We start from the raw sequence: 20,488 nt of genomic DNA on the forward strand, positions 1-20,488 counted from the left end.
CGCGTTCGCCAGAAATGTTGCTACTCAACCGCAAAAATGACGACCCCATCACGGGCATAGATCTGACGAAACCCGGGCGCATTGGCAAAGAGGGTCGGCTGCAGAGGGCCACGTCCTTCAACCAGATAGATGTGGGTAATTGACTCGCTGGCGATGAGGGCAAAGATATCCTGCCTGTTCTCGGGCGTATGGTTGATAATGCGGTCGCCGAGGGCGTGCATGTGGGCGACATAGGCCGGATCGCCATAGCTAAAGAGCACTGGCGGCACGGTTGTCCAACGTCCGGCGAGCGGTGACAGCCACCACCCACCGTCAACACCCCGTCGGGCGGCGGGCAGCCAGGGGGCCGCATTGACGAGAAAGCGCGCCTCGGGTGGCGTATTGGTTGCCACCCAATCAAGCGCCATGCGATCGGCAGGGGTCGCCAGTAGTGTCGCCGTATTGGGTATCTCGCTCATTGTCTGCGTGCCCCAGATACCTGCCGCCACCAGGCCCACCAGCCCGGTTGCATAGAGAGCAGGCCGTAACACCGGACGCACCATGCTCACCAGTTGCTCACTCACCAGTGCTGCCCCACCGCCAATAAGCACGGCAAGCGGCAGAAAGAGCGAGATCACCACGGCATCGTTGGTCAGCAGCCAAAGGTAGGGCAGGCGAACAAAAAACGGATTGAGCACCAGCAAGCCCAGACCAACCAGGCTCAAAGCGAGGTGACGTATGCGTAGTCCATTGAGCAACATCACCAGGCCCGTTGCCGGCAAGAGATAAGGCACCAGCCAGGGATTGGCCATCACCACCAGTAACCCGACCCAGAGCGCCACGATCGCCGCAACACGCTGGCGGTACCAGAGCCCAATCAGCGCACTACTCAGGGCAAGGGCAACCAGCAGTCGGGTATGGTCAACCCAAAGCAACCCTTGATTCAAGGCATTATAATCCTCATTCCCCGCCAATGTTCCTGAGGTGGCAGCGGGCAAGAGGGTGCGTCTCACGAGCAGCATGATCCAGGGGAGCGTCAAGATACCCGCGGCAACCGTCGCGGCAAACGCGTCCCTGAGAGCAATGCGTACGACAGGCCACGGGCGCGTACTGGCCCACAGCAGGGTCTGGGCAACAAGCAACGCCCCGGCAAAAAAGACGACCCGCATATGCACCAGGCTGAGGCCGGCCATCAACAGGGCCACAAGCACCCACCATCCACGTCCATTGCCACGCAACGCCTGATGCCACACCAGCGCCAGACCGGGCAGCATCAGCAAGCCCACCAGTTGGGTATAGCGCCCCCACGACAAATAATAGGCCGGCATCAACGAGAGCAACCCTACGACCAAGGCGGCCACCGGTGCCGCCACTGGACGCCGCCACAGCACAAGCGCGAGGCTTGCGACCGTTAGCGTATGGAGTGCATTGAAGATCTGGCCGGTTAGCAGAATCGCATCAACTGGGGCAACCTCGCTGAGGCGCACAAGCGTCGCAATGACAACGTGATAGCCCCAGTGGTAGGGCAGATCATTGACGGGCAGGTAGGGCTCAAGCGAATGAGGCGCGAGGCCGGTCTCGACCGCAATGCGCACCAGCAAGGTATGATGCACCGAGTCAACCCAGGGTGGCAGGGCCACACCATCAATTTCGGCCATGCGTTGGAGAAAGGTGAAACCAAAGACCGCAAGCGTCAACAGCGCCATCAAGGGCCATTGCGGTGAAGGCAACGCCAGCGAAGGAGGAACCGCATTACGACCACGCCAGACCGTCACAAGGGCAGCCAACCCCAGGAGAAGGCTCCCTGCCCAGAGCATCGGGGCACTCACGGGCAGACCAAGAGGCCACAGCCACTGGTAAAGCAACGCCACCAGGCTCACACTGAGTCCGAGCCAGATGGTCAAACGGGGCAGCCATGGCAACGAAGCCCGCACCAGATAGCGTTCCACGAGATACCCAGGGGCAACGAGTAGCGCGGCCATGGACACAACCAGCCGTCCCTGCGGTGCAGCCAGTCCCGCGACCAGGGCAAGCACCACTCCCACCACAAGCAAGCGTCGCTGCTGACGCAGTTCCTGAACGACCGATTGCAACGCACATCCTCGCTACACTAGAGCCTGTGATACACGTAGGGTATTGTACTACTTCTATGCCTACAGCTGATATGCGATCGTTAGGTCTAACGCCCTAGCAATCGACGCTTGTGCACGCGTTCTTCCTGGGAACTGCGGTCTCACAATCCCTCGCCGGAGGCGTCTTTGCCCAAACGTGGGCGCACCGTTGCGTGATCTAGGGCGATTGCATCTTCTTCCGTCGCCGTCAACGGCTCGGCTTTTGGCTGGCAAAGGCCACCTACGTGGCCTGATTGAGCCGGCGAAGGTCGGCTTCGCCCTCGGTAGCCGAGGCGCTGACGCCAGCGGTGTGGGCGTGTGAGGGCAATCCGCCAGCCTGATGGCACGCACCAAGGCAAGATGCAATCGCCCTGGGCATAAGCTGTGGCTGACTAGACATGAGAGGGAAGGGCATGCTATATTGCAAGCATGCAATGAGCGGATTCCATCGCTCCGCTCAGGGTCACATGAAGCTGGTGACAGCGTTCCTTTTGCGATAGTGCGTACATAGTGTTATGAGGGGCAGGTGTAAGCAGCGTGGCAGTGGCAATACCCTTTCAGATCGCCATTAGTGGGCAAGGAACGACTGGATATACCCTTCATGCGACGAGTCCAGGCGGAGTTATTGAAACCCTGATCGAGTTGCCCGTACTCACCAATGATATGGTGACCAATGGTGAAATGCTCGCGCCAGTGCTGTTTCCTCCGCCGGTGCATCAATTGCTGCTCGAAGCCGCTCACACAGCCAGTGAAGCGGGGAACCACGTCCAGATTCAGTTGCACATGGCCTTGCCTGAGGTGGCGATCCTGCCCTGGGAATGGATCACGCTGGGGCGTTCAACCCCGTGGCAACCAGCGATCCGCGACGATTACCCGCTGATTCGGGTTGGCCGCATTACCCGTTCGCGTCCAGCTTTGCCTTTGAGCGGCCCGATACGCCTGTTGATTGCGTGTGCGCCGGGGGCGGCAGCAGCAGCAGCGGCACCATTGGGTCATGCCCTGGCGCAACCAGTGCGCGAGGGCCGTCTGGTCGTTGATCTGTTGCGCGATGCCGACCCGTTGATGCTGCGTGAGGCCCTGGCTGAAGAGCCGTGCCATGCGCTGCACCTTGTTGCCGCTGATGCAACGGGTCAAGGGGCAACAGCGCGCCTGCGCCTGGGGCGTGCGCTTGATGCGACAGGGTTAGCTGGGATTATTGGTGATTACCAGGAGTTACGCTTACTGACCCTTGCGGCTGATCTGGGGGCTGAAGCGGTCGCCCTGGCGAGCATTGCAGGGGCAGTGCATGACCGGCTTGGCATTGCCACTCTTGCGCTAGGCGACCTGGATAATGCAGGCGTTGCCACCTTTTGTGGGCCATGTTATGAAGCGCTGGTGGCTGATGAACCAGTTGATCTCGCCACAACCGATGGACGAGCAGCGCTCGCGGAGGCCGAGGATGCCTGGGGAGCGCCGCGTTTGTGGGTTGTTCCTGGGAGTGAATATCTCTTTAATACCCGGATGGCGAGCGTTGCTCGTCAATCTGTGACCGCTGATGCGGTTGCTGGCGAGGCTGCGCCGGTGGGCAAGCCACTGCGTACCGAGCGTACGCTCACCGGGGCTGGGCAAATAGCTTCGCGCGCCTTGACGAGCGCCAAAGCCTTTGTCGTCGGTACGACGACCGTAGGTGAGCCGGCCCAACGCGCTCGTAACGAGACCCCGCGCAAGCAAGGCTTTTCGCCAAAACTGGTGGCGCTGATTATTGCCGTCCTAGTGCTTATCTTGATGATCAGCCAGGTGCTGCCCTCCTCTATTCCTCCGCCCCCTGTGCCAACCGTGGTACCCACATCAGCTTTGCCATTGCTGGAACCCTAGGGCGATGGCAGATTTGTGGTTGTCGATTGGGCGCAGCGTATCTGGAAGCGGTCGGCGTCGCGCTGATGTCCGAACAGGTCGCTTGGCACGGTACGAGCCGAGGATGGCCGTCTCCGCAACCTAGTACAACTCTCTGGAAATACGTATGGAGTTGTGCGGCCTGGGAGCGCGGGCGGCTCGCCCGCATCCGGGCATGGCGGGCGAGCCGCCCGCGCTCCCAGCAACTCACTGCGGACTTCTGGAATGCTGTACTAGTGCGTTCACTGACAAGTCGTGGCTTGTCAGTGAACGAGCGACTCGTGTAGTCACAAATCGGCAAAAAGCGTTACCTAAATCCTCAGAAAACGGTATACTAAGGGAGAACCATTTTGACTGAGTGAGGAGTGGCTATGGAATTGCCCCAGCCGCAGGCGACAACGATCTTGCGACCTTTGTTGATCATCGCTTCGCTGGTACTGATCCTGGGAGCTATGCGGGTTGCAGCGCCCTTGCTCAACCCGTTGCTGCTAGCCCTTGTGATTACCTTGCTGTGTAATCCAATCTATCTTTGGCTGCAAAAACGTGGCATTTCTTCGTGGTTTGCCCTGCTGATCATGGTATTCGGCATGATCGCCTTTGCCGCGATGTTGACCACCGCACTCGGGGTATCAATTACCCGTCTGACGTCACAGCTTGGCACATATCAACGTCTGCTCGCGCAACAAGAGCAGTTGCTCCGTGAGTGGTTAGCAAGTTATGGGTTTGTTGCCAATGAGTTGCAGTTTTTTGGCTTGCTCAATAGTGTTTCGCTCGTGGGAGTATTGGGTTCGATCCTGGCAGGTATCGGCAACGTGCTGGGCAATTCGCTGATCGTGACTGTACTGGTACTCTTTTTTCTCATCGAAATGCCTTCACTTCGCAAGCGTCTTAGCTCGGGGCTTGGTGAGCAAAGCCCCCTCGTGCATCGACTTGCCACTTTCGGTGGCAGTGTGGTACGTTATTTTGGGGTGCGTACCTATATCAATCTCACGGTTGCTGTTGGCTCAACGATTGGGATGGTCTTGCTTCAAGTGCCTTTTTCGTTGCTCTGGGGGGTCTTGATCTTTGTGCTAGGGTATATTCCCTATGTTGGCATTCCGACAGCAGCCTTGCCAGCATTCTTGCTGACCCTGGCAGAACAGGGACTGGTACGGGCGATCATCGTGATTTTGATTATTACGACGATCAATCTGGCGATGGAGAATCTCATCGCTCCCTCATTGATCGGACGCGAGTTGAGTCTGTCGCCTGCGGTTGTTTTTGTAGCCTTCTTTTTCTGGACATGGATTTTGGGGCCGCCCGGCACCTTTCTCTCGATGCCCATTACCGTCCTGGTAGTGGTACTACTCGATAGCTATGACGAAACACGCTGGATGGCGCGTTTGATGGGGCTGTCGCTCAGCGATGAATTGGCTGCACAGGTGGAGGAATATGCAACGGGCACAACCTCGCCAACGCCATCCTCACCGTTGTCTGATCATCAATCGTAGGGCTTTTGCCCTACGGTGCCTGCGTTCGGTGAGCCAAAAGCCAGCTAAGCTGGCTTTTGGCTCACCGAACGCATACTTTATTGAGGGCCCCATGCTCACATCAGGGCGTCTCGGCGTCTTTCTTGCTAGTCTTCTTTGCGACAAAAAAGCCCAGGCCAAAACCGACAAGCAAGCCAAGCAACGTGGGCATAACCCAGCCACCGGGCTTTTCAGGGACTGATTGCTGGCCTATCGTAGCGATCTGCTGACCACTATGCTCAAGGTTTTCGCCCACCTGCGAGGCAAGATCGCGTGCGTCACGGGCAACTTTGCCCCGAGTCTTTTCGAGATCCTTGATTGCCCGATCAACCCGACGGCTCGCCTTTTTCGCCGCTTTTTCCAGTTTTTTTCGCCGTTGCGCAACCTGGTCACTCAAATCGAGTTCGTCAACCCGACGGGCGAGCTGGCTCAGGTTCGCGGCTACTTCTTGGCCTACTTCATTATCAAACCGACCACGGATCGTGCCGGCAAGCTGCCCAACCGCTTCGGCGGCCTGGGTTTCAAGCGTATCTAACTGACGCTCAAACTTGTTTTTCCGTCGCCACATTTGCTTCTCCTCATCACTACAACGCGCATGTGTGCTATACTACCACCTTGAGGGATCGCCACGCGGCGAGGAGTAAAGATGGCCGCACAAGGCAATAAGAAACCATCCACTGGGCGCAAACCTGCTACCCGTACCAGCAAAGCACCGCGGAAAAGTGCGCGTGCGACGCCTCCCCCTATCTTGATGCGCCCTGAACATCAGCGTGACCTCTTTGCCCTTGGCTTGTTGACATTGGCCCTGGTAACCGTGATCTTTTTTGCGACCGGGATTGCCGGTGGGGCTGGGACGCTCTATGTTGAGATGATGCGCCAAGCCTTTGGCGGGGGCGCTGTTGTTGTACCAATTATACTCGGTTTGCTGGGTATTGCGATCTTGATTCAAGAGCAGTTTCGTGACTCGCGGCTTACCGCAACCCACCTGATCGGGACACTGCTCATTATTGCCTCGATTCTTAACCTGCTCGAGTTTCCGGTGCATGATCTACCGTTCGAGGCTCGGCTCAAGAATGAGGGGGGCGGTTGGGCCGGCTTCTGGCTGGTGCAGGGCTTTGATAGCATTATTGGGCGCCCGGCCGCTGTGCTCGTGACGGTTGTGATTGGCCTGATCGGTGTGCTGCTGACGTTTGATCTGACGCTGCGTGAGTTGCTCGTTGGGGCGGCGGCACGTACGGCGGCGTTCTGGCAGTTGCTCTGGAGTGCGCCGCGCCGTTCGCACGCCTCCCGTCGATCTGTGCCTACGGCACGGGCCGATACCGATCTTCCGTTTACGCCGCCGCCTCAGGGGAACGACGATTCGATTGTGCCCACGCCAATTGCGGCCCGCCCGACGCGCGCTAGCCTCTTTCAACGGCCTGGGGTGCCAGCCAAACCCGAGCTCACGCCTACAGTGGTGCCTCCTCTGGCTACTCCCGCTGCACCCGCCCCTGTGGTGCCTCCGGTACTCGCCAAACCACCGGTCGAACTGCCGCCCGCCCGGCCGCACGAGGTCATACAAGAGGCCCTCGATGGTTTCGAAACGGCTTCCGTCCATCGCGCGTGGCCGTTGCCTGCGCTTGATCTGCTTGATCCGGTCACGATAGTTAGTCAAATTGGCGATGATGTCATTCGCGATCGCTCACGTTTGATTGAAGATACCCTAGCGAGCTTCAAGGTTGAGGCGCAGGTCGTTCACGTCAATCCTGGCCCGGCAGTGACCCAGTTTGAGGTGCAGCCGGCGGTAGGCGTCAAAGTCAGCAAGATCACGTCGCTCGAAAAAGATCTCGCGCTGGCGCTCGCCGCGTCGTCGATCCGCATTGAGGCCCCGATTCCCGGCAAATCGGCGGTGGGCATCGAGATCCCCAATTCCTCGATTGCGCTGGTTAGCTTGCGTGAGGTGATGGATGGCGAAGAGTTTGAGCAGAGCCGCGCTCGGCTGAAGCTGCCGCTTGGCAAAGATGTGAGTGGTACGCCAATGATTGCCGATATGACCCGTATGCCCCACTTGCTCGTCGCTGGCGCGACCGGCTCGGGCAAGTCGGTGGCGATCAATACCTTCCTCTGCGGGTTGCTGCTACGCCATACGCCCGATGAACTCAAGCTGATCCTGGTTGACCCCAAGATGGTCGAGATGATTGTCTATAATCATATTCCTCATCTGCTCTCGCCTGTCGTCACCGAGCTCGAACGGGTGGTGCCAACGTTGAAGTGGGCAACCCGTGAGATGGAGCGGCGGTATAAGATCTTTGCGCGCCACGGGGTGCGCAATCTTGATAGCTATAAGCAACTTGCGCGCAAACGTGCTGACCTCGAACCGATGCCCTATATTTTGATCATTATTGATGAGCTTGCCGATCTGATGATGATGGCCCCCGATGAGATCGAGACGTATATCTGTCGCCTCGCCCAGATGGCCCGTGCGACCGGTATCCATCTCATTATTGCGACGCAGCGACCCTCGGTTGATGTCATTACAGGGTTGATCAAGGCTAATTTCCCTTCGCGCATTGCCTTTGCCGTCACGTCACAGGTTGATAGCCGGGTCATTCTTGATGTACCTGGGGCCGATCAGTTGCTCGGACGCGGCGATATGCTCTATATGGCGGCTGATGCGGCCAAACTTGTACGCATCCAGGGTACCTATGTCTCGGATCGCGAGGTAGAAAAGATTGTTGACTTCTGGCGCAAGGCGTTGCCTCCTGACGAGGTTTCGGCTGATCCGACCCAGAAGCCCGGTGGTTCGCTCGGGGTCAATGGCCCGCCTTTTAGTGGAACCTTGCCCGGGCCACGTCCGGCTGCGACCGGGGCACAATCTGCCGGAGCATCTGATGAGACGTTCAAGCCCCCCGCCGAATTTCTTTCGGTTGATGAACAGGACGCGCTCTTGACCCAGGCGATCGATCTGGTGCAACAACATCAGCGCGCCTCGGCTTCACTGTTGCAACGCCGCCTTCGCATTGGTTATAGCAAGGCTTCCCAGTTGATCGATCTGCTTGAACAACAGGGCATTGTTGGGCCAGCCGAGGGGGGCCGCTCACGCGAAGTGTTGCGCTCGTCGTCGCCTGAGCGCGACCAGCGTTAGGGCCAAGGCCTTGCAAAGCAGGCGGTGGTTTTGACGCAAAGGCGCAGCGTTTTTTGCGTCGGTGCGCTCACAGGGCTAGGGCAACGTCCACCTGACCGGAGCACCGTCGGGCTAAAGCCCTCGGCTATTGGTCGCGAAGGCCGCTTGCGCGGCCTCATCCAGCCGGCGCAGGCCGGCTTCGCAGATGGTAGCCGCGCCGTTGACGGCGACGGCGGCCCTGGAGATCTGACTTTGCATCAGCCCTGGGTGCGCTAACCCAAAAAGCCACAAAGTCCTCCCTCCCGTCGTATAATGAAGAGAGTACGATCAGGGAGGTTTTTATGTCGATAGAGTCTTTTCGTGATAATGCACGTACCATTCTTGCCAATATGCTGGCCGAGACGCCCAGGGCCGATCGGCAAGAGTTGATCGAGGTCTATACCGATGCGTTGACCCGTCTCTATGCGGTCGAAGCCCATAGTTTGTTGAGCGAAGTGATTGAGGATAGCCGAAACCGCCTTGATGCCCGCCTGTCGCCTGACCCGGTGCGCCAGACGATTGCGGGTGTCCAGACGACGATTCAAGACATCTGGGATAATCTGTGGAAATAGTTGCTGTCGAGCCCGGGGCGTTGCTTGTCACTGCCCCCGCAACTACGCCAATCGCGAGACTGCACGAGGAGCTTGCGCCGTATCGGCTTGCCTTGCCGATCTTTCCGCTTGTGTCTGGTCTGACGCTGGCCGATCTGGTCGCCTGCAATGCGGGGGGCCGCCGTCGTTTCGGCTATGGAACTATTGGACGCTATCTGCGTGCGGCACAACTGATGTTGCCCGATGGCACAAACCTGGGCATTGGCGGACCGACGATCAAGCGGGCCACCGGCTATGGTCTGCATCGGGCACTCGCTGCGAGTCGGCTCGATCTGGGGCTTGCCCACGAGTTTACCTTTAGCCTGCGGCCACTGCCCGCTGAGCGCACCACGACGCTGATATGTTGCGCCTCGCTTGCCAAAGCGTGCCACCTGGCGCAACAACTGGTGAGCGCGGGGCTTGCGCTTAGTGCCCTGCCAGTCGCTGAACAACCGGATGGTACCGGAAGGTTGCTGGTTGAGCTTGAAGGGCTGCCAGCACTCCTGGCTCGCCAGGTTGGTCTGCTGGCCGAGATCGCGGCTGACACGGGCACCACCGTGATGCCGGTAGACGAGGGCGATCCGTGGCACCAATGGTATGACCTGGCGGCTGCGCATCTGAACCCGGCAGCGCTTCGTCGTGACCTGACGCTCCCCCGCTCTGCCTTGCCCGCTTTTGTTTCCCGCGCCCGCACGCTCGCTACGCGATATCGCCTGCCCTTGACGATCTGGGGCGATGCCGGCGTCGGGACAGTCCACCTCGGTCTTGCTCTGCCAACCGATGAAGCTGAACAGTTGTTACGCATTCTGCAGGCCCTTGCGCTTGAGTCGGGCGGTATGAGGACTACCGAAATGGGCATGCCAGCACAAGATGCCGAGCATAATTTGATGCTGGCAGGCTTGCGCGAGACGGCTCTTGCTCCATTTTCGCAACTGCCAACTCCGCCCGACCTGGCGTTGCACAAACGACTGGTGCGTCAAACGGGCCGCGAGCAGATTCTGACGACCCTGCGCTCGGTGGTTGGGGAAACCTACCTGCTGACGCGGAGGGAAGATCTTGCCTGTTACGACCAGGATGCCTCGATTGCACAACCGCTTGGAGAGGCGTTGGCGGTTGCCTTGCCGGCAACTACCAGCGAGGTTGCTGGCTTGATGCGTGCTGCGGCAACCTACGACTTGCCAGTTGTGGTGCGCGGGGCGGGCAGTGGGCTCGCTGGTGGTTCAACGCCAACCTCGCATGCGCTGATCCTCGGGCTCAATCGACTTGACCAGATCACGCTTGACAAGGAGCAGATGGTTGCCCACGTTGGCGCAGGCGCGATTACCGCCGAGATCCAACGGGCCGCCGAGACAATGGGTCTCTTTTATCCCCCTGACCCCTCTAGTCAGACGGCTTCGACGATTGGGGGCAATTTGGCATGCAATGCCGGAGGGCCTCGTTGCGTCAAATATGGCGTGACGTCTGACTATGTACTGGCGGTCACGGCGGTGCTTGCCGATGGTACGATCGTGCGCTGGGGTGATGGTCTCGCCGGGCAAGGAACCGAGCAGAGCCTTGCCCAACTGCTGGTTGGTTCAGAGGGCACGCTTGCCGTGATCACCGAGGTGACATTGCGGCTCGTGCCGCTGCCGCCCGCCCGTCGCACTACCATGGCCCTCTTTGCGCAGCTTGAGGATGCATGCGCAACCGTCGAACAGATCATGGCCTCGGGCTTGGTGCCGTCGGCGCTTGAGTTGATGGACGATACGACCCTTGCCGCCGTCGAAGCCTATCTGCACCTTGGCTTGCCGCCTGAGACCGGAGCAATGCTGTTGATGCTCAGCGATGGCGAGCCTGAAACGGTGGCGCACGACGCCGAGGCGCTCGCCGCGCTGGCTCGCGCCGGGGGCGCCCGGCTCGTCCAGGTGGCGCAGAGTGCCAGCGACGAAGCGAAGCTCTGGCAAGCGCGCCGGGCCGTCTCGATTGCGCTGGCTCGCATTCGCCCCAACCGGCTTGGCGAAGATATCGCAGTGCCACTGACGCGCATTGCCGAGAGTGTGCGCTTGATCAAAGCACTCGCCGAAGAACATCAGTTGCCCATCGTCGTTTTTGGTCACGCCGGTGACGGTAATTTGCACCCGAATATTCTCTTTGATGCTCGTGACCCTGCTGAGAGTGCGCGTATCTGGCCGTGCGCCGAAGCAATTTTCCGCATTGCGCTCGCCGTGGACGGGACGCTCTCGGGGGAACATGGCATTGGAACGCTGAAATTAGCGTTTATGCACGAGGCGCTCGGGGCAACGCAGCTTGTGGTGCAGCACCACATCAAAGCCTGGTTTGACCCGGGGGGCCGCCTCAACCCAGGCAAGGTCTTGCCCGCGCTGTGACGAAGGAGTCTGTCAACTCAGGTTGCTGATGATTTGACGCAAAGGCGCAAAGGGTGTTTACGTAAGTTTTCTCGCTTTCCTGGGTACGCGGGCGTCCCGCCCGCTGGTGCTCCCGAAGCGGGCGGATGCCCGCGCACCCAAGCCCGCACCACATCAGGAGCGGGCCGCGAGGCCTTCATACACACGGAGCGTGCCAAGGGCCGTGCGGCGCCACGAAAAGTCGCGGGCACGCCGGGCACCGCGGGCCGCGAGATCGCGGCGCAAGAGCGGATTGTTGAGTAACCGCCAGAGGCCTTCGGCCATTTCAAGCGCATTGAACGGATCCACCGTCAGCGCGGCCTCACCCACGACCTCGGGGAGACTCGAGGCGTACGCGCAGAGCACCGGCACACCACAGGCCATTGCCTCGAGCGGGGGTAGACCAAACCCTTCGTAATAGGAAGGGAAAGCAAAGACGGTCGCACCACTGTAGAGCGCAGGCAGGTCTTCGTCAGCCACATTGGGCACAAACCGAACCCGGTCGGCGAGGCCACGCTGTTTGACAAACTGGTGCAGACTCGTCTGACCGCGTTCGGCATGCCCGGCCAGCACCAGCGTCCAGGCACCGGGGGTCTGGCGCGCTTCAAACTCAAGCATCCGTTCCCAGGCCCGCACAAGGCGTTCAAGATTCTTGTGCGCCTTCTGGGAACCAACATAGAGCACATAATCGTCGGGGAGCGCATAACGCTGGCGCACCTGGGCGACAACTTCTGCTGACTGCGGTTGAAACCGGCGCTCGGCGGCGAGTGGCGTCACCACGAGGCGACTGGCGGCGCGGGGATAGACATAGGCAAGATCGGCGCGCGAGCTCTCTGAAATCGTCAGAATGCGCATCGCGGTGCGCAGCGCCAGATCCATCGTCACGCGGTAGAAGAGCCGCCCCCGTGCCGAGAGCGTGCGCGGATAGCGCCAACCGATCAAGTCATACACGGTGACGACCGACGGGCACGGCAGACCAAGATACGGCTTGACGACATAGGGCGAATGCAACACATCCAACGCGAGGCGACGAGCGAGGGCTGGCAGCGCAACCTGCTGCTTGAGACTAAACGGCCCTGCCGCCAGCTGCGCCGTCTCGACCCCGGGCATCGCCGCAATCGCTGCCAAATCATAGCGACTCTGGCGCAACTGACGAGGATCAACAATGAGCACCAGCGTATGGCCGTGGCTGATCTCGGCAAGCGCACGGGCAAGCCCGACGGTATACCGGCCAATCCCCGGAAAATGCTCGGTTGCATAGCGCGCATCAAGCCCAATTCGCATCCGTCACATCCTTGCCAAGCCCCACACCGAGTACCCGGCGCATCAACTGACTGTTTCGTCAACTTAGCTCGCTCAACCTAGCTCCTATCTCTCAGCACTTCATCGATGCCCCGCAGGCGGGTCTGAAGCAACGCCTGGGCACGTGTGATCGCGAGGCGGCAGTTGCGGGGGCGCCGGATTGGACTCGCGGCACTGAGCCCGGCGGGGATATCGGCGGGATCGATCTGCCACGCCTGTGCGATCAGGCAACCCATGTCATAGCGGCTGACACAGGTTGCCCCGGCGATATGCAACACACCCTGGTAGGGGAGCGCAAGCAATTCGAGCAAGGCAGCGGCGAGATCTTCGACAAAGATTGGGCAACGGTACTCATCGGTGAACAAGGCGGCAGCGGCACGCCCCTCGGCGACATCGAGGACAAAGCGCGAAATCTTATCAATTGGGTCGAAGCCATAGATCAGCGACGTGCGCACAATGGTCGCCGCGGGATGCGCCGCCGCAACGAGAGCCTCGGCGTACGCCTTGGCGCGTCCGTAGTCAGTGACGGGATCAGGCGGATCTTCTTCGGTATACGGGGTGTCACGTTCGCCATCGAAAATAACATCACTCGACAGATGGATCAGGCGTGCGTTAACCGCAGCAGCCGCAGCCGCGACATGGCCGGCCCCTTCGCCGGTAATTGCCATCACCTCGGGGCCGTTCTGCAAAAAAGCCGTGTGGATGACCCAGGCGGGTTGCACCGCTTCAACGAGCGACCGCACGGCGTGCGGATCACGCACATCCAGCACGGCCCAGGTCACCCCAGGCACCGGCACCGGTGGCTGCGTATAATTGGTCGCCACCACAGCATAACCTCGTGCGCGGGCCTGACGGATCAACACCTGCCCAAGATAGCCCGTACCGCCCGTAATCAGACCTCGCGTCATGCTGGATCATCCTCAACAACAGCGAGGCGATGCAACGCCTCCTGGGCCGCACTCTGCGCTGCTGCTTGCTTATTCAAGCCGCGACCAATGCCAAGCACCTGCTCACCAAGACGAACTTCCATCGTAAAGACACGTTGATGGGCCGGCCCATCCTCATCAATCACCTGATAAGCCGGGGTCTGCCCATAACGTGCCTGGGCAACCTCTTGCAAGCGGGTACGATAGTTCACCTCGCCGCCGCCCTCTTCAATCGTCTTCATCTGGCGTTCGAGGAAGGGCGTCACAAAGAGCGCCACGCCTTCAACGCCCTGGTCAAGATAGATTGCCCCGAGCACCGCCTCAAAGATATCGGCCAGCAGCGCATCACGGTTCCGTGCCGCAGGCGTATCTTCGCCACGGCTAATGCGAATATAGGTGCCAAGATTGAGTTCACGGGCAAACCCGGCCAGGGTTGTTGTCTTGACCAACGCCGAACGAAGGCTGGTCAATTCACCCTCGCTGCGATCGGGGTAGCGGACAAAGAGCCACGCCGCCGTCAGGAAATTGAGTACCGCATCACCAAGGAACTCAAGCCGTTCATTGGAAGAGAGCCCCGGCACCCGTTCGGGATGTTCATGCATAAACGAACGATGCACAAACGCACTCTGCAACAACAGTGGATCGTGGAAGGTAACGCCAATAATCTCTTCTAAGCGGCTCGGCATAAGCATAACTATCTGGTGTATCCTGGAGGGCTATCGTCCTCCAACATCGAAGCGCAATTCTTGAGGATTGCGCCCTAAACCTAGTGCTCTGTAGTGTATCAACTACATTCATTCCTGGGAGCGAGGGCGTCCCGCCCTCGAACGCCCCCGAGGGCGAGACGCCCTCGCTCCCGGGGCGCAAAGTAGCAGGAAGCTTTGTTGACCGACTAGCCACTAGCAGGTGAACAAGCCCCTCCTTCAGTCAACAAAACGCTTGAGCACGAGACACACATTGTGCCCACCAAAGCCAAACGAATTGCTTAGCACAACATCAATCTGGCTAGGTCGGGGGATGTTCGGGACATAATCAAGGTCGCAGGCAGGATCGGGACTAGTCAGGTTGATCGTGGCAGGCAAGAGATTATGCTGCATCGCCATCACACCAACGACCGTCTCGATCGCTCCGGCGGCGCCAAGCAGATGTCCAAACTGTGATTTGCTGGCGCTAACAGGCGGGGCCGTTTCGCGCCCACCAAAGACCTGCTTGATCGCCCGTGACTCGACCGGATCGCCGGCGGGCGTGCTGGTCGCGTGGGCATTGATGTAATCAACCTGATCAGGGATAATCTCGGCACGCTTGAGGGCCAGGCGGATCGCACGAGCAACACCTTCGCCATCCTCAGACAGGTTTGAGATATGGTAGGCATCAGAAGTCGAGGCATAGCCGACCACTTCAGCCAGAATGGTCGCCCCTCGGTTGATCGCCTCATCGGCATCTTCCAGGATGAGCGTGGCGGCACCTTCACCCATCACAAAGCCATCACGGGTCGCATCAAACGGGCGTGAGGCGGTATCCATCTGGTCATTATTGGTCGAAAGCGCCCGCATCGCATTGAACCCGGCAATCCCGATTGGCGTAATGCTCGCCTCGCTGCCGCCTACGATCACCGCCTTGGCCCAACCCCGCCGAATCGTCTCGGCAGCCTCACCAATTGCATGGGCTGAACTCGCGCATGCCGACGTGAGACAATAGCTCGGCCCTCGTGCGCCGGTGGCAATCGAGACCTGGCCTGCCGCAAGATTGGTGATCATCGAAGGGATCAAGAATGGGCTGATCCGCCCCGGACCGCGTGCCCGCAACACATCAAGCTGTTCGCTGAGCGTGCCAATCCCCCCAATGCCACTGGCGATAAAGACCCCAATCTCATCACGGTTCGCTTCAGTAATCTTCAAGCCTGAATGATGCAGTGCCTCATTCGATGCGGCGACGGCCAGTTGCACAAAACGATCAGTACGCCGAGCCTCTTTGCGATCCATAAAATTCGCTGGATCAAAGCGCTTGACCTCGGCAGCAAAGCGTGTGTCAAAGCCGGTCGGGTCGAACAGGGTCAGTGGGCCAACGCCACTGCGCGCCTCAACAATGCCCTGCCACAACTCGGGAACACTCAGACCTAGCGGGCTGATCGCCCCCATCCCCGTCACAACAACACGCCGCTCCTTCATACATCCTCTCCTCGTCGTTAGACTGACAACCTTAACGTGCGGAATTATACCATGCCTGCTTTGCCCGAGATGGCTCATGCGAGGTGATGGTATACTATTAGCAATAAGCTTCTGTTCTCGCCTCCACGGGGGCGAGACGTGGGAGCCTACGCTTCCCAAACATTTTTGCTAGTCAAAAAAGTCAGCTACGCTGACTTTTCCGACTAGCAAACGACCGGGTTTTAGGGCGACAGCCCTGATCGTGATGGAGATGGGCCTACGGACCAAGTCCATCACGATCAAGGAGAAAAAACATATGCTTGACCGTGCCAATGCGCTCGCCACTGAGCTCGTGCGTCTCCGGCGGGATCTTCACACGCACCCCGAATTGAGCTTTGCCGAGACTCGGACGTCGGCGCTGGTGGCCGATACGCTGGCCGAGATTGGGGACATCACGGTACGCACGGGCATTGCGCGCACCGGCGTTGTTGGCGAACTTGGCCCCGGTGGTGGGCTGACCATTGCGATCCGCGCTGATATGGATGCCCTCCCGATTATTGAGGCCAACGCAACCCCGTATGCCTCGCAGCATCACGGCGTGATGCACGCCTGCGGCCACGATGCGCATACCGCCATGTTGCTTGGCGCGGCCCATCTGCTCCGTGAACAATTTGCCAACGAACGCCTGCGTGGGCGGGTACGCTTCATCTTTCAGCCTTCAGAAGAGAATTGGGACGACGAAGGCAAGAGCGGTGGGCTACGCATGGTTGAAGAAGGTGTCATGGAGGATGTCGACGCCGTGATTGCGCTTCATGTTGATTCGACGTTGCCAATGGGCAAAGTGACCATCCATGGCGGCTGGGCCTCGGCAGCAGTTGATGACTTCACGGGTTCCTTGCTTGCCACAGGCGGGCACGGGGCCGCACCCCACGAGGGCACCGATCCCATCTATATGCTCATCCCGGTGCTCACCGCCCTCTATGGCATCAAGGCACGGCGCATTGACCCCATCGAACCAACGATTCTGAGCGTTGGTGTCGTTGAGGCTCAAGGGGCGTCGAATGTCATTCCGAGTGAGGTGCGCCTCCAGGGAACCTTGCGCAGCTACAATCCGCGGGTACGTGAACAGTTGATCAGCGAGGTCGAGAAGGCTTTCGCCGTAACCCGTGCCTTCGGCGGCGATTATCGGTTGAAGATCGGGCGTGGCTATCCTGCGGGCTGGAATGACCAGCGCGTCGCCGGTTGGCTCGAACAGGTGGCCGGCTCGATGCTCGGCGACGATGCCTTTGACCATGCCCCGGCAGGGCTTGGGGCCGAGGATTTTGCCTATATGTGCCAGAAGGCTCCTGGGGCCATGCTGATGCTCGGGGCGGCTATTGATGATGGCGTGGTACGCGCCCATCATACGCCGATCTTTGACATTGATGAGCGCAGCCTGCCCGTTGGCTCGGCCATCCTCGCCGAAACTGCGTTGCGCTTCCTCCGCGGCACCATACGCCTCTAAGACCAATACCTGGCAACGAAGGCGGTTTTTTGACGCAAAGATGCAAAGGCGCGAAGGTTTTAGCGTAGGTGCGCTCACCCTTCGCGTCTTCGCGTGAGCTTTTTTGATCGATGCGCTCACCCTTGCCTTGTTTGCAAGGCATTGCTGCTCAGACCACTCCCCTGCAGATGGAGCAAGGTGGCTAGGGGGTTTACCTAGCTACGTTACCTATGCTTTTTCCACCTTCCGACGGATCGTTTTCACCTCATTACCGCGTTATACTTGTTGTGAGGGCAGTGCCAGGCGACCTCGCCTGGCCTCAGCGCGACGCCAATCAGATCTCCAGATGAGATGCGTTGCATCCAATTTGCCATCGCACGAGTGGCCTGACACGATGCTTCGGCTGGATGCCCGCGTGCGTGGGCATGACCATGGAACTAACTTGGCACGCTGGTCGTTTCCGCGTATATGGAACGGAACTAACTTGGCACGCTGGTCGTTTCCGCGTATATGGAACCCAGCCTCCTCCATCACCTTCAGTGGATCAAAACACTAGGAAGAAAAACGATGAAAAGAAAAGACACCTTTCTGATCGGCATTGTTGCTGGGATTGTTGTGCTTGTTGTGGTTGCGTTTGTCGTCGCGATGATGCGCCCCGAGCCGACATTTCAGCCTGAAACAATGCCCGAAGGGGTGGCTCATAACTATTTGCTTGCCCTGCAACAGCGCGATCTGGCACGTGCGTATGGCTATCTTGACCCAGGCTTGCCCGGGTTTCCCGCAACCCTCGATCTTTTCACCCGCGACCTTACCAGCTATACCGGTGCGCTCGATACGAATCAGGGTTCATCATCCTGGGAGGTTTTGTCGAGTACGGTGACGAATAATCGGGCATCGGTGGATGTGCGCGAGACCTATTTTTCACAGGGGGGGCTCTTTGGCAGTGGTCAGTATAGCAGCACCTTTTTTATGTCACTCGTGCGCGATGGCCCCGACGGAGCTTGGAAGTTGACCAGTGCCGATCGCTACTGGGCCTGGTGCTGGAATGAGACGGAAGGATGCAACTAACGATGGCTACCATTCGACGTTGGTATATCCTGCTCGTCTGCGCTGTCAGTCTCCATGCGACGACCTGGGCCACCATCGCGCTGCTTCGCGGCGTCTTGCAGACCGATGGCCGCGATCCGGTGGCCGCCGTTGCCTTTCAGCTTGCCGTGATCATTATTGGGTTGCCAATCTTTCTCGGTCACTGGATCTGGGGGCAACGCCTCGCGAGCGGCGATCTTGAAGAACGCGGGAGCCCTGAACGTCGTTTTTATCTCTATGCGACCATGGCCGCGCTGCTCTGGCCGGCGATTTTTAATGGCGTGAGCCTGGTGCAAGCACTACTCACCCTCATTTCGGGTGGATCGGAATCCGACGTCACTGGCTGGTTTACCCCAACAGAGCAACTGCTACGTAGCATCGTTGCGATCGTTGTGCTTGGCTTGCTCTGGTGGTATCACCACAGGATCGTCAGCGCCGATCGTGCGGCGCTCCCCGAAACCGATCTAACCGCCGGTTTCCGTCGCTTCTATCTCTTTGCCTTCAGTACCACCGGCTTGATCCTAGTCGCATCTGCGGCGACAAGTCTGCTCCGCTGGTTACTCTTTCAGTTCGGATCTGGGCCAGAGTTGACAGGCTCACTCCCCCTCTTGAGCATCTATGATGACATTGCCCGCCTTGCCATCGGCGTGCCGGTCTGGCTCATCTTCTGGGATTGGGCGCAGAGGCTCTTTGCCGGGCCAGATGAAGACGAGCACGCATCAGCCTTGCGCAAGCTCTATCTCTATGCGATCGTCTTTGTGACGGTGCTGGCGGCGGTGACCAATGCGACCTTTATTCTCGCTGGCTTGTTACAACAACTGCTCGGTCTCTCACCCGAAGGCGATCTGCGTGAGCCGTTGACGATCATCATCGCCTCGGGGGTCTTCTGGGTGTATCACGCGCGGGTGTTGCAGCAGGATGCTGCACAATCCAGCGAGGTTCCGCGCCAGGCGGCAGTGCGGCGTACGTATCTCTATCTTGTGGCGGCGATCGGGCTTGCGGCGGCGCTCGTTGGTGGAGGTGGCATCCTCAGTGTGATCATCCGGGCCTTTGCCGAACGCGGCTTCACCGATCTGCTCAGTACCCAACTGGCATGGTTCACAGCGGCACTGATAGCTGGCATTGCGGTCTGGATCTGGCCCTGGCGACAAGTCACGGCGGCAGCCGAACGCGCCGGACCAGAGGGCAGTGCCGAACGCACGTCGTTGGTACGCAAGATCTATCTCTATGGATATCTCTTTGTGGCAACGATGGTCGTGCTCAGCGGGGCGATCTATGTGATTGCCCGCCTGCTGCGCTTGATCCTGGGCGACCCGATCGAAGGCAACCTGCTCAGCGATCTTGGGCAAGCGCTTGCCTTTACCCTGCTCGCTGGCCTCACCTGGCTCTATCACGGATCCGAGGTACGTGCCGACGGACGTGCCCAGCGGCGCGAGCTTGCGTCCCGCCTCGCTGCCTTGCGCGTAGCTATCTTGGCACCCGGCGACGGTACCTTTGGGCAAGCCGTCGCGAGCCGGTTGCAACAGGAACTGCCTGGCCTTCAACTTGATCTGATCAGACCTGATGGCGAGGTTCGCGTTGCCTCCGCCCAACTCGCCGAGGCAGGCTTGATTGTCGGGCCGTGGACGATGGCAACAAGTGGCCCAGAGGGTCTGTCACCCGAACTCGTCCAACTGGTTCATGCCAGCTCAGCCCGTAAACTGCTTGTCCCTACCCGCAGCAGCGCGTGGCAATGGATCGGGGTCGAATCGTTCAGCACCGAAACCCTGATTACGCAGACGGTGCGCACCGTCCGGCAGATCGGCGAAGGCGAAGAGGCCCGTTCGTCACGCTCGCTCAACCTGGGCAGCATCCTTGGCCTCGTCGTGCTCGGGTTGGTGGCGCTATTCGTTCTTTTGTCGCTGGTGCTCGGGTTTGTGGGGAATTTGTTGTTTTAGGATCAGCAAAAAACCGCCAGC

General features: G+C 59.4%; 14 protein-coding genes. 8 read left to right on the forward strand and 6 right to left on the reverse strand.

The genetic code is table 11. The annotated features are described in order from the left end of the window. Positions 1 to 20: 20 nt before the first annotated feature. Complete coding sequence (locus EKD05_RS13885; RefSeq protein WP_129673705.1) at positions 21 to 2,072, reverse strand: DUF6541 family protein; 2,052 nt, start codon at positions 2,070 to 2,072, stop codon at positions 21 to 23. Positions 2,073 to 2,633: 561 nt separating this feature from the next. On the opposite strand from EKD05_RS13885, the gene EKD05_RS13890 reads away from it, so the two are divergent. Together EKD05_RS13890 and EKD05_RS13895 are read left to right on the forward strand one after the other, a co-directional pair. Beyond that, positions 2,634 to 3,944 (forward strand): hypothetical protein, encoded by a 1,311-nt coding sequence (locus EKD05_RS13890; protein WP_129673707.1) that lies wholly within the window; start codon positions 2,634 to 2,636, stop codon positions 3,942 to 3,944. A 389-nt stretch (positions 3,945 to 4,333) separates the two neighbouring features. Further along, positions 4,334 to 5,452, forward strand: coding sequence for an AI-2E family transporter (locus tag EKD05_RS13895; protein WP_129673709.1), 1,119 nt, complete (start codon positions 4,334 to 4,336; stop codon positions 5,450 to 5,452). Positions 5,453 to 5,552: 100 nt separating this feature from the next. Here EKD05_RS13895 and EKD05_RS13900 read toward each other — a convergent pair whose 3' ends face one another. After that, positions 5,553 to 6,038, reverse strand: coding sequence for a hypothetical protein (locus EKD05_RS13900; RefSeq protein ID WP_129673711.1), 486 nt, complete (start codon positions 6,036 to 6,038; stop codon positions 5,553 to 5,555). A 78-nt stretch (positions 6,039 to 6,116) separates the two neighbouring features. Here EKD05_RS13900 and EKD05_RS13905 point away from each other — a divergent pair, with 78 nt between their 5' ends. From EKD05_RS13905 to EKD05_RS13915, 3 genes are all read left to right on the forward strand, one after another. Further along, a complete protein-coding gene (locus tag EKD05_RS13905) occupies positions 6,117 to 8,594 on the forward strand; it encodes a DNA translocase FtsK (protein WP_129673713.1) in 2,478 nt (825 codons plus the stop codon). A 320-nt stretch (positions 8,595 to 8,914) separates the two neighbouring features. Further along, on the forward strand, positions 8,915 to 9,184 hold the full coding sequence (locus EKD05_RS13910) for a hypothetical protein (RefSeq protein ID WP_129673715.1): 270 nt from the start codon (positions 8,915 to 8,917) through the stop codon (positions 9,182 to 9,184). After that, positions 9,175 to 11,568 carry an FAD-binding oxidoreductase gene (locus EKD05_RS13915; RefSeq protein WP_129673717.1) on the forward strand — a complete coding sequence of 798 codons (2,394 nt, stop codon included), beginning with the start codon at positions 9,175 to 9,177 and terminating at the stop codon, positions 11,566 to 11,568. Before EKD05_RS13910 ends, EKD05_RS13915 begins: the two co-directional genes overlap by 10 nt. A gap of 153 nt (positions 11,569 to 11,721) precedes the next feature. On the opposite strand, the gene EKD05_RS13920 is transcribed toward EKD05_RS13915, so the two are convergent. The 4 genes from EKD05_RS13920 to fabF form a co-directional block, all read right to left on the reverse strand. Further along, positions 11,722 to 12,870: a glycosyltransferase family 1 protein gene (locus tag EKD05_RS13920; protein ID WP_240695778.1), complete on the reverse strand. Its 1,149-nt coding sequence runs from the start codon at positions 12,868 to 12,870 to the stop codon at positions 11,722 to 11,724. A gap of 77 nt (positions 12,871 to 12,947) precedes the next feature. Further along, entirely contained in the window at positions 12,948 to 13,796 is an 849-nt protein-coding gene (locus EKD05_RS13925; protein WP_129673719.1) for a sugar nucleotide-binding protein, read from the reverse strand. After that, positions 13,793 to 14,506, reverse strand: a complete 714-nt coding sequence (gene rnc / locus EKD05_RS13930) for a ribonuclease III (RefSeq protein WP_240695779.1) — start codon at positions 14,504 to 14,506, stop codon at positions 13,793 to 13,795. The genes EKD05_RS13925 and rnc overlap by 4 nt, the downstream gene beginning before the upstream one ends. A gap of 231 nt (positions 14,507 to 14,737) precedes the next feature. Continuing rightward, entirely contained in the window at positions 14,738 to 15,982 is a 1,245-nt protein-coding gene (gene fabF, locus EKD05_RS13935) for a beta-ketoacyl-ACP synthase II (protein ID WP_129673723.1), read from the reverse strand. Positions 15,983 to 16,277: 295 nt separating this feature from the next. Between fabF and EKD05_RS13940 the strand changes: the two genes are divergently transcribed. The 3 genes from EKD05_RS13940 (at position 16,278) to EKD05_RS13950 (ending at position 20,467) form a co-directional block, all read left to right on the forward strand. Further along, a complete protein-coding gene (locus EKD05_RS13940; RefSeq protein WP_129673725.1) occupies positions 16,278 to 17,465 on the forward strand; it encodes a M20 family metallopeptidase in 1,188 nt (395 codons plus the stop codon). 546 nt (positions 17,466 to 18,011) lie between these two features. Next, on the forward strand, positions 18,012 to 18,512 hold the full coding sequence (locus EKD05_RS13945; protein ID WP_129673727.1) for a hypothetical protein: 501 nt from the start codon (positions 18,012 to 18,014) through the stop codon (positions 18,510 to 18,512). 2 nt (positions 18,513 to 18,514) lie between these two features. Then, entirely contained in the window at positions 18,515 to 20,467 is a 1,953-nt protein-coding gene (locus EKD05_RS13950; RefSeq protein WP_129673730.1) for a DUF5671 domain-containing protein, read from the forward strand. Positions 20,468 to 20,488: the final 21 nt, after the last annotated feature.

It is taken from the genome of Candidatus Chloroploca sp. Khr17, from assembly GCF_004138165.1.
In the GTDB taxonomy this organism is placed as follows: domain Bacteria; phylum Chloroflexota; class Chloroflexia; order Chloroflexales; family Chloroflexaceae; genus Chloroploca.

What these genes read in the sequence shown, in the direction of transcription:
- EKD05_RS13895 (WP_129673709.1), top strand. Translation starts at nt 4,334, where the DNA reads ATGGAATTGCCCCAGCCGCAGGCGACAACGATCTTGCGACCTTTGTTG.
- EKD05_RS13900 (WP_129673711.1), bottom strand. Translation starts at nt 6,038, where the DNA reads ATGTGGCGACGGAAAAACAAGTTTGAGCGTCAGTTAGATACGCTTGAA.
- EKD05_RS13905 (WP_129673713.1), top strand. Translation starts at nt 6,117, where the DNA reads ATGGCCGCACAAGGCAATAAGAAACCATCCACTGGGCGCAAACCTGCT.
- EKD05_RS13910 (WP_129673715.1), top strand. Translation starts at nt 8,915, where the DNA reads ATGTCGATAGAGTCTTTTCGTGATAATGCACGTACCATTCTTGCCAAT.
- EKD05_RS13920 (WP_240695778.1), bottom strand. Translation starts at nt 12,870, where the DNA reads ATGCGAATTGGGCTTGATGCGCGCTATGCAACCGAGCATTTTCCGGGG.
- EKD05_RS13925 (WP_129673719.1), bottom strand. Translation starts at nt 13,796, where the DNA reads ATGACGCGAGGTCTGATTACGGGCGGTACGGGCTATCTTGGGCAGGTG.
- rnc (WP_240695779.1), bottom strand. Translation starts at nt 14,506, where the DNA reads ATGCTTATGCCGAGCCGCTTAGAAGAGATTATTGGCGTTACCTTCCAC.
- fabF (WP_129673723.1), bottom strand. Translation starts at nt 15,982, where the DNA reads ATGAAGGAGCGGCGTGTTGTTGTGACGGGGATGGGGGCGATCAGCCCG.
- EKD05_RS13940 (WP_129673725.1), top strand. Translation starts at nt 16,278, where the DNA reads ATGCTTGACCGTGCCAATGCGCTCGCCACTGAGCTCGTGCGTCTCCGG.
- EKD05_RS13945 (WP_129673727.1), top strand. Translation starts at nt 18,012, where the DNA reads ATGAAAAGAAAAGACACCTTTCTGATCGGCATTGTTGCTGGGATTGTT.
- EKD05_RS13950 (WP_129673730.1), top strand. Translation starts at nt 18,515, where the DNA reads ATGGCTACCATTCGACGTTGGTATATCCTGCTCGTCTGCGCTGTCAGT.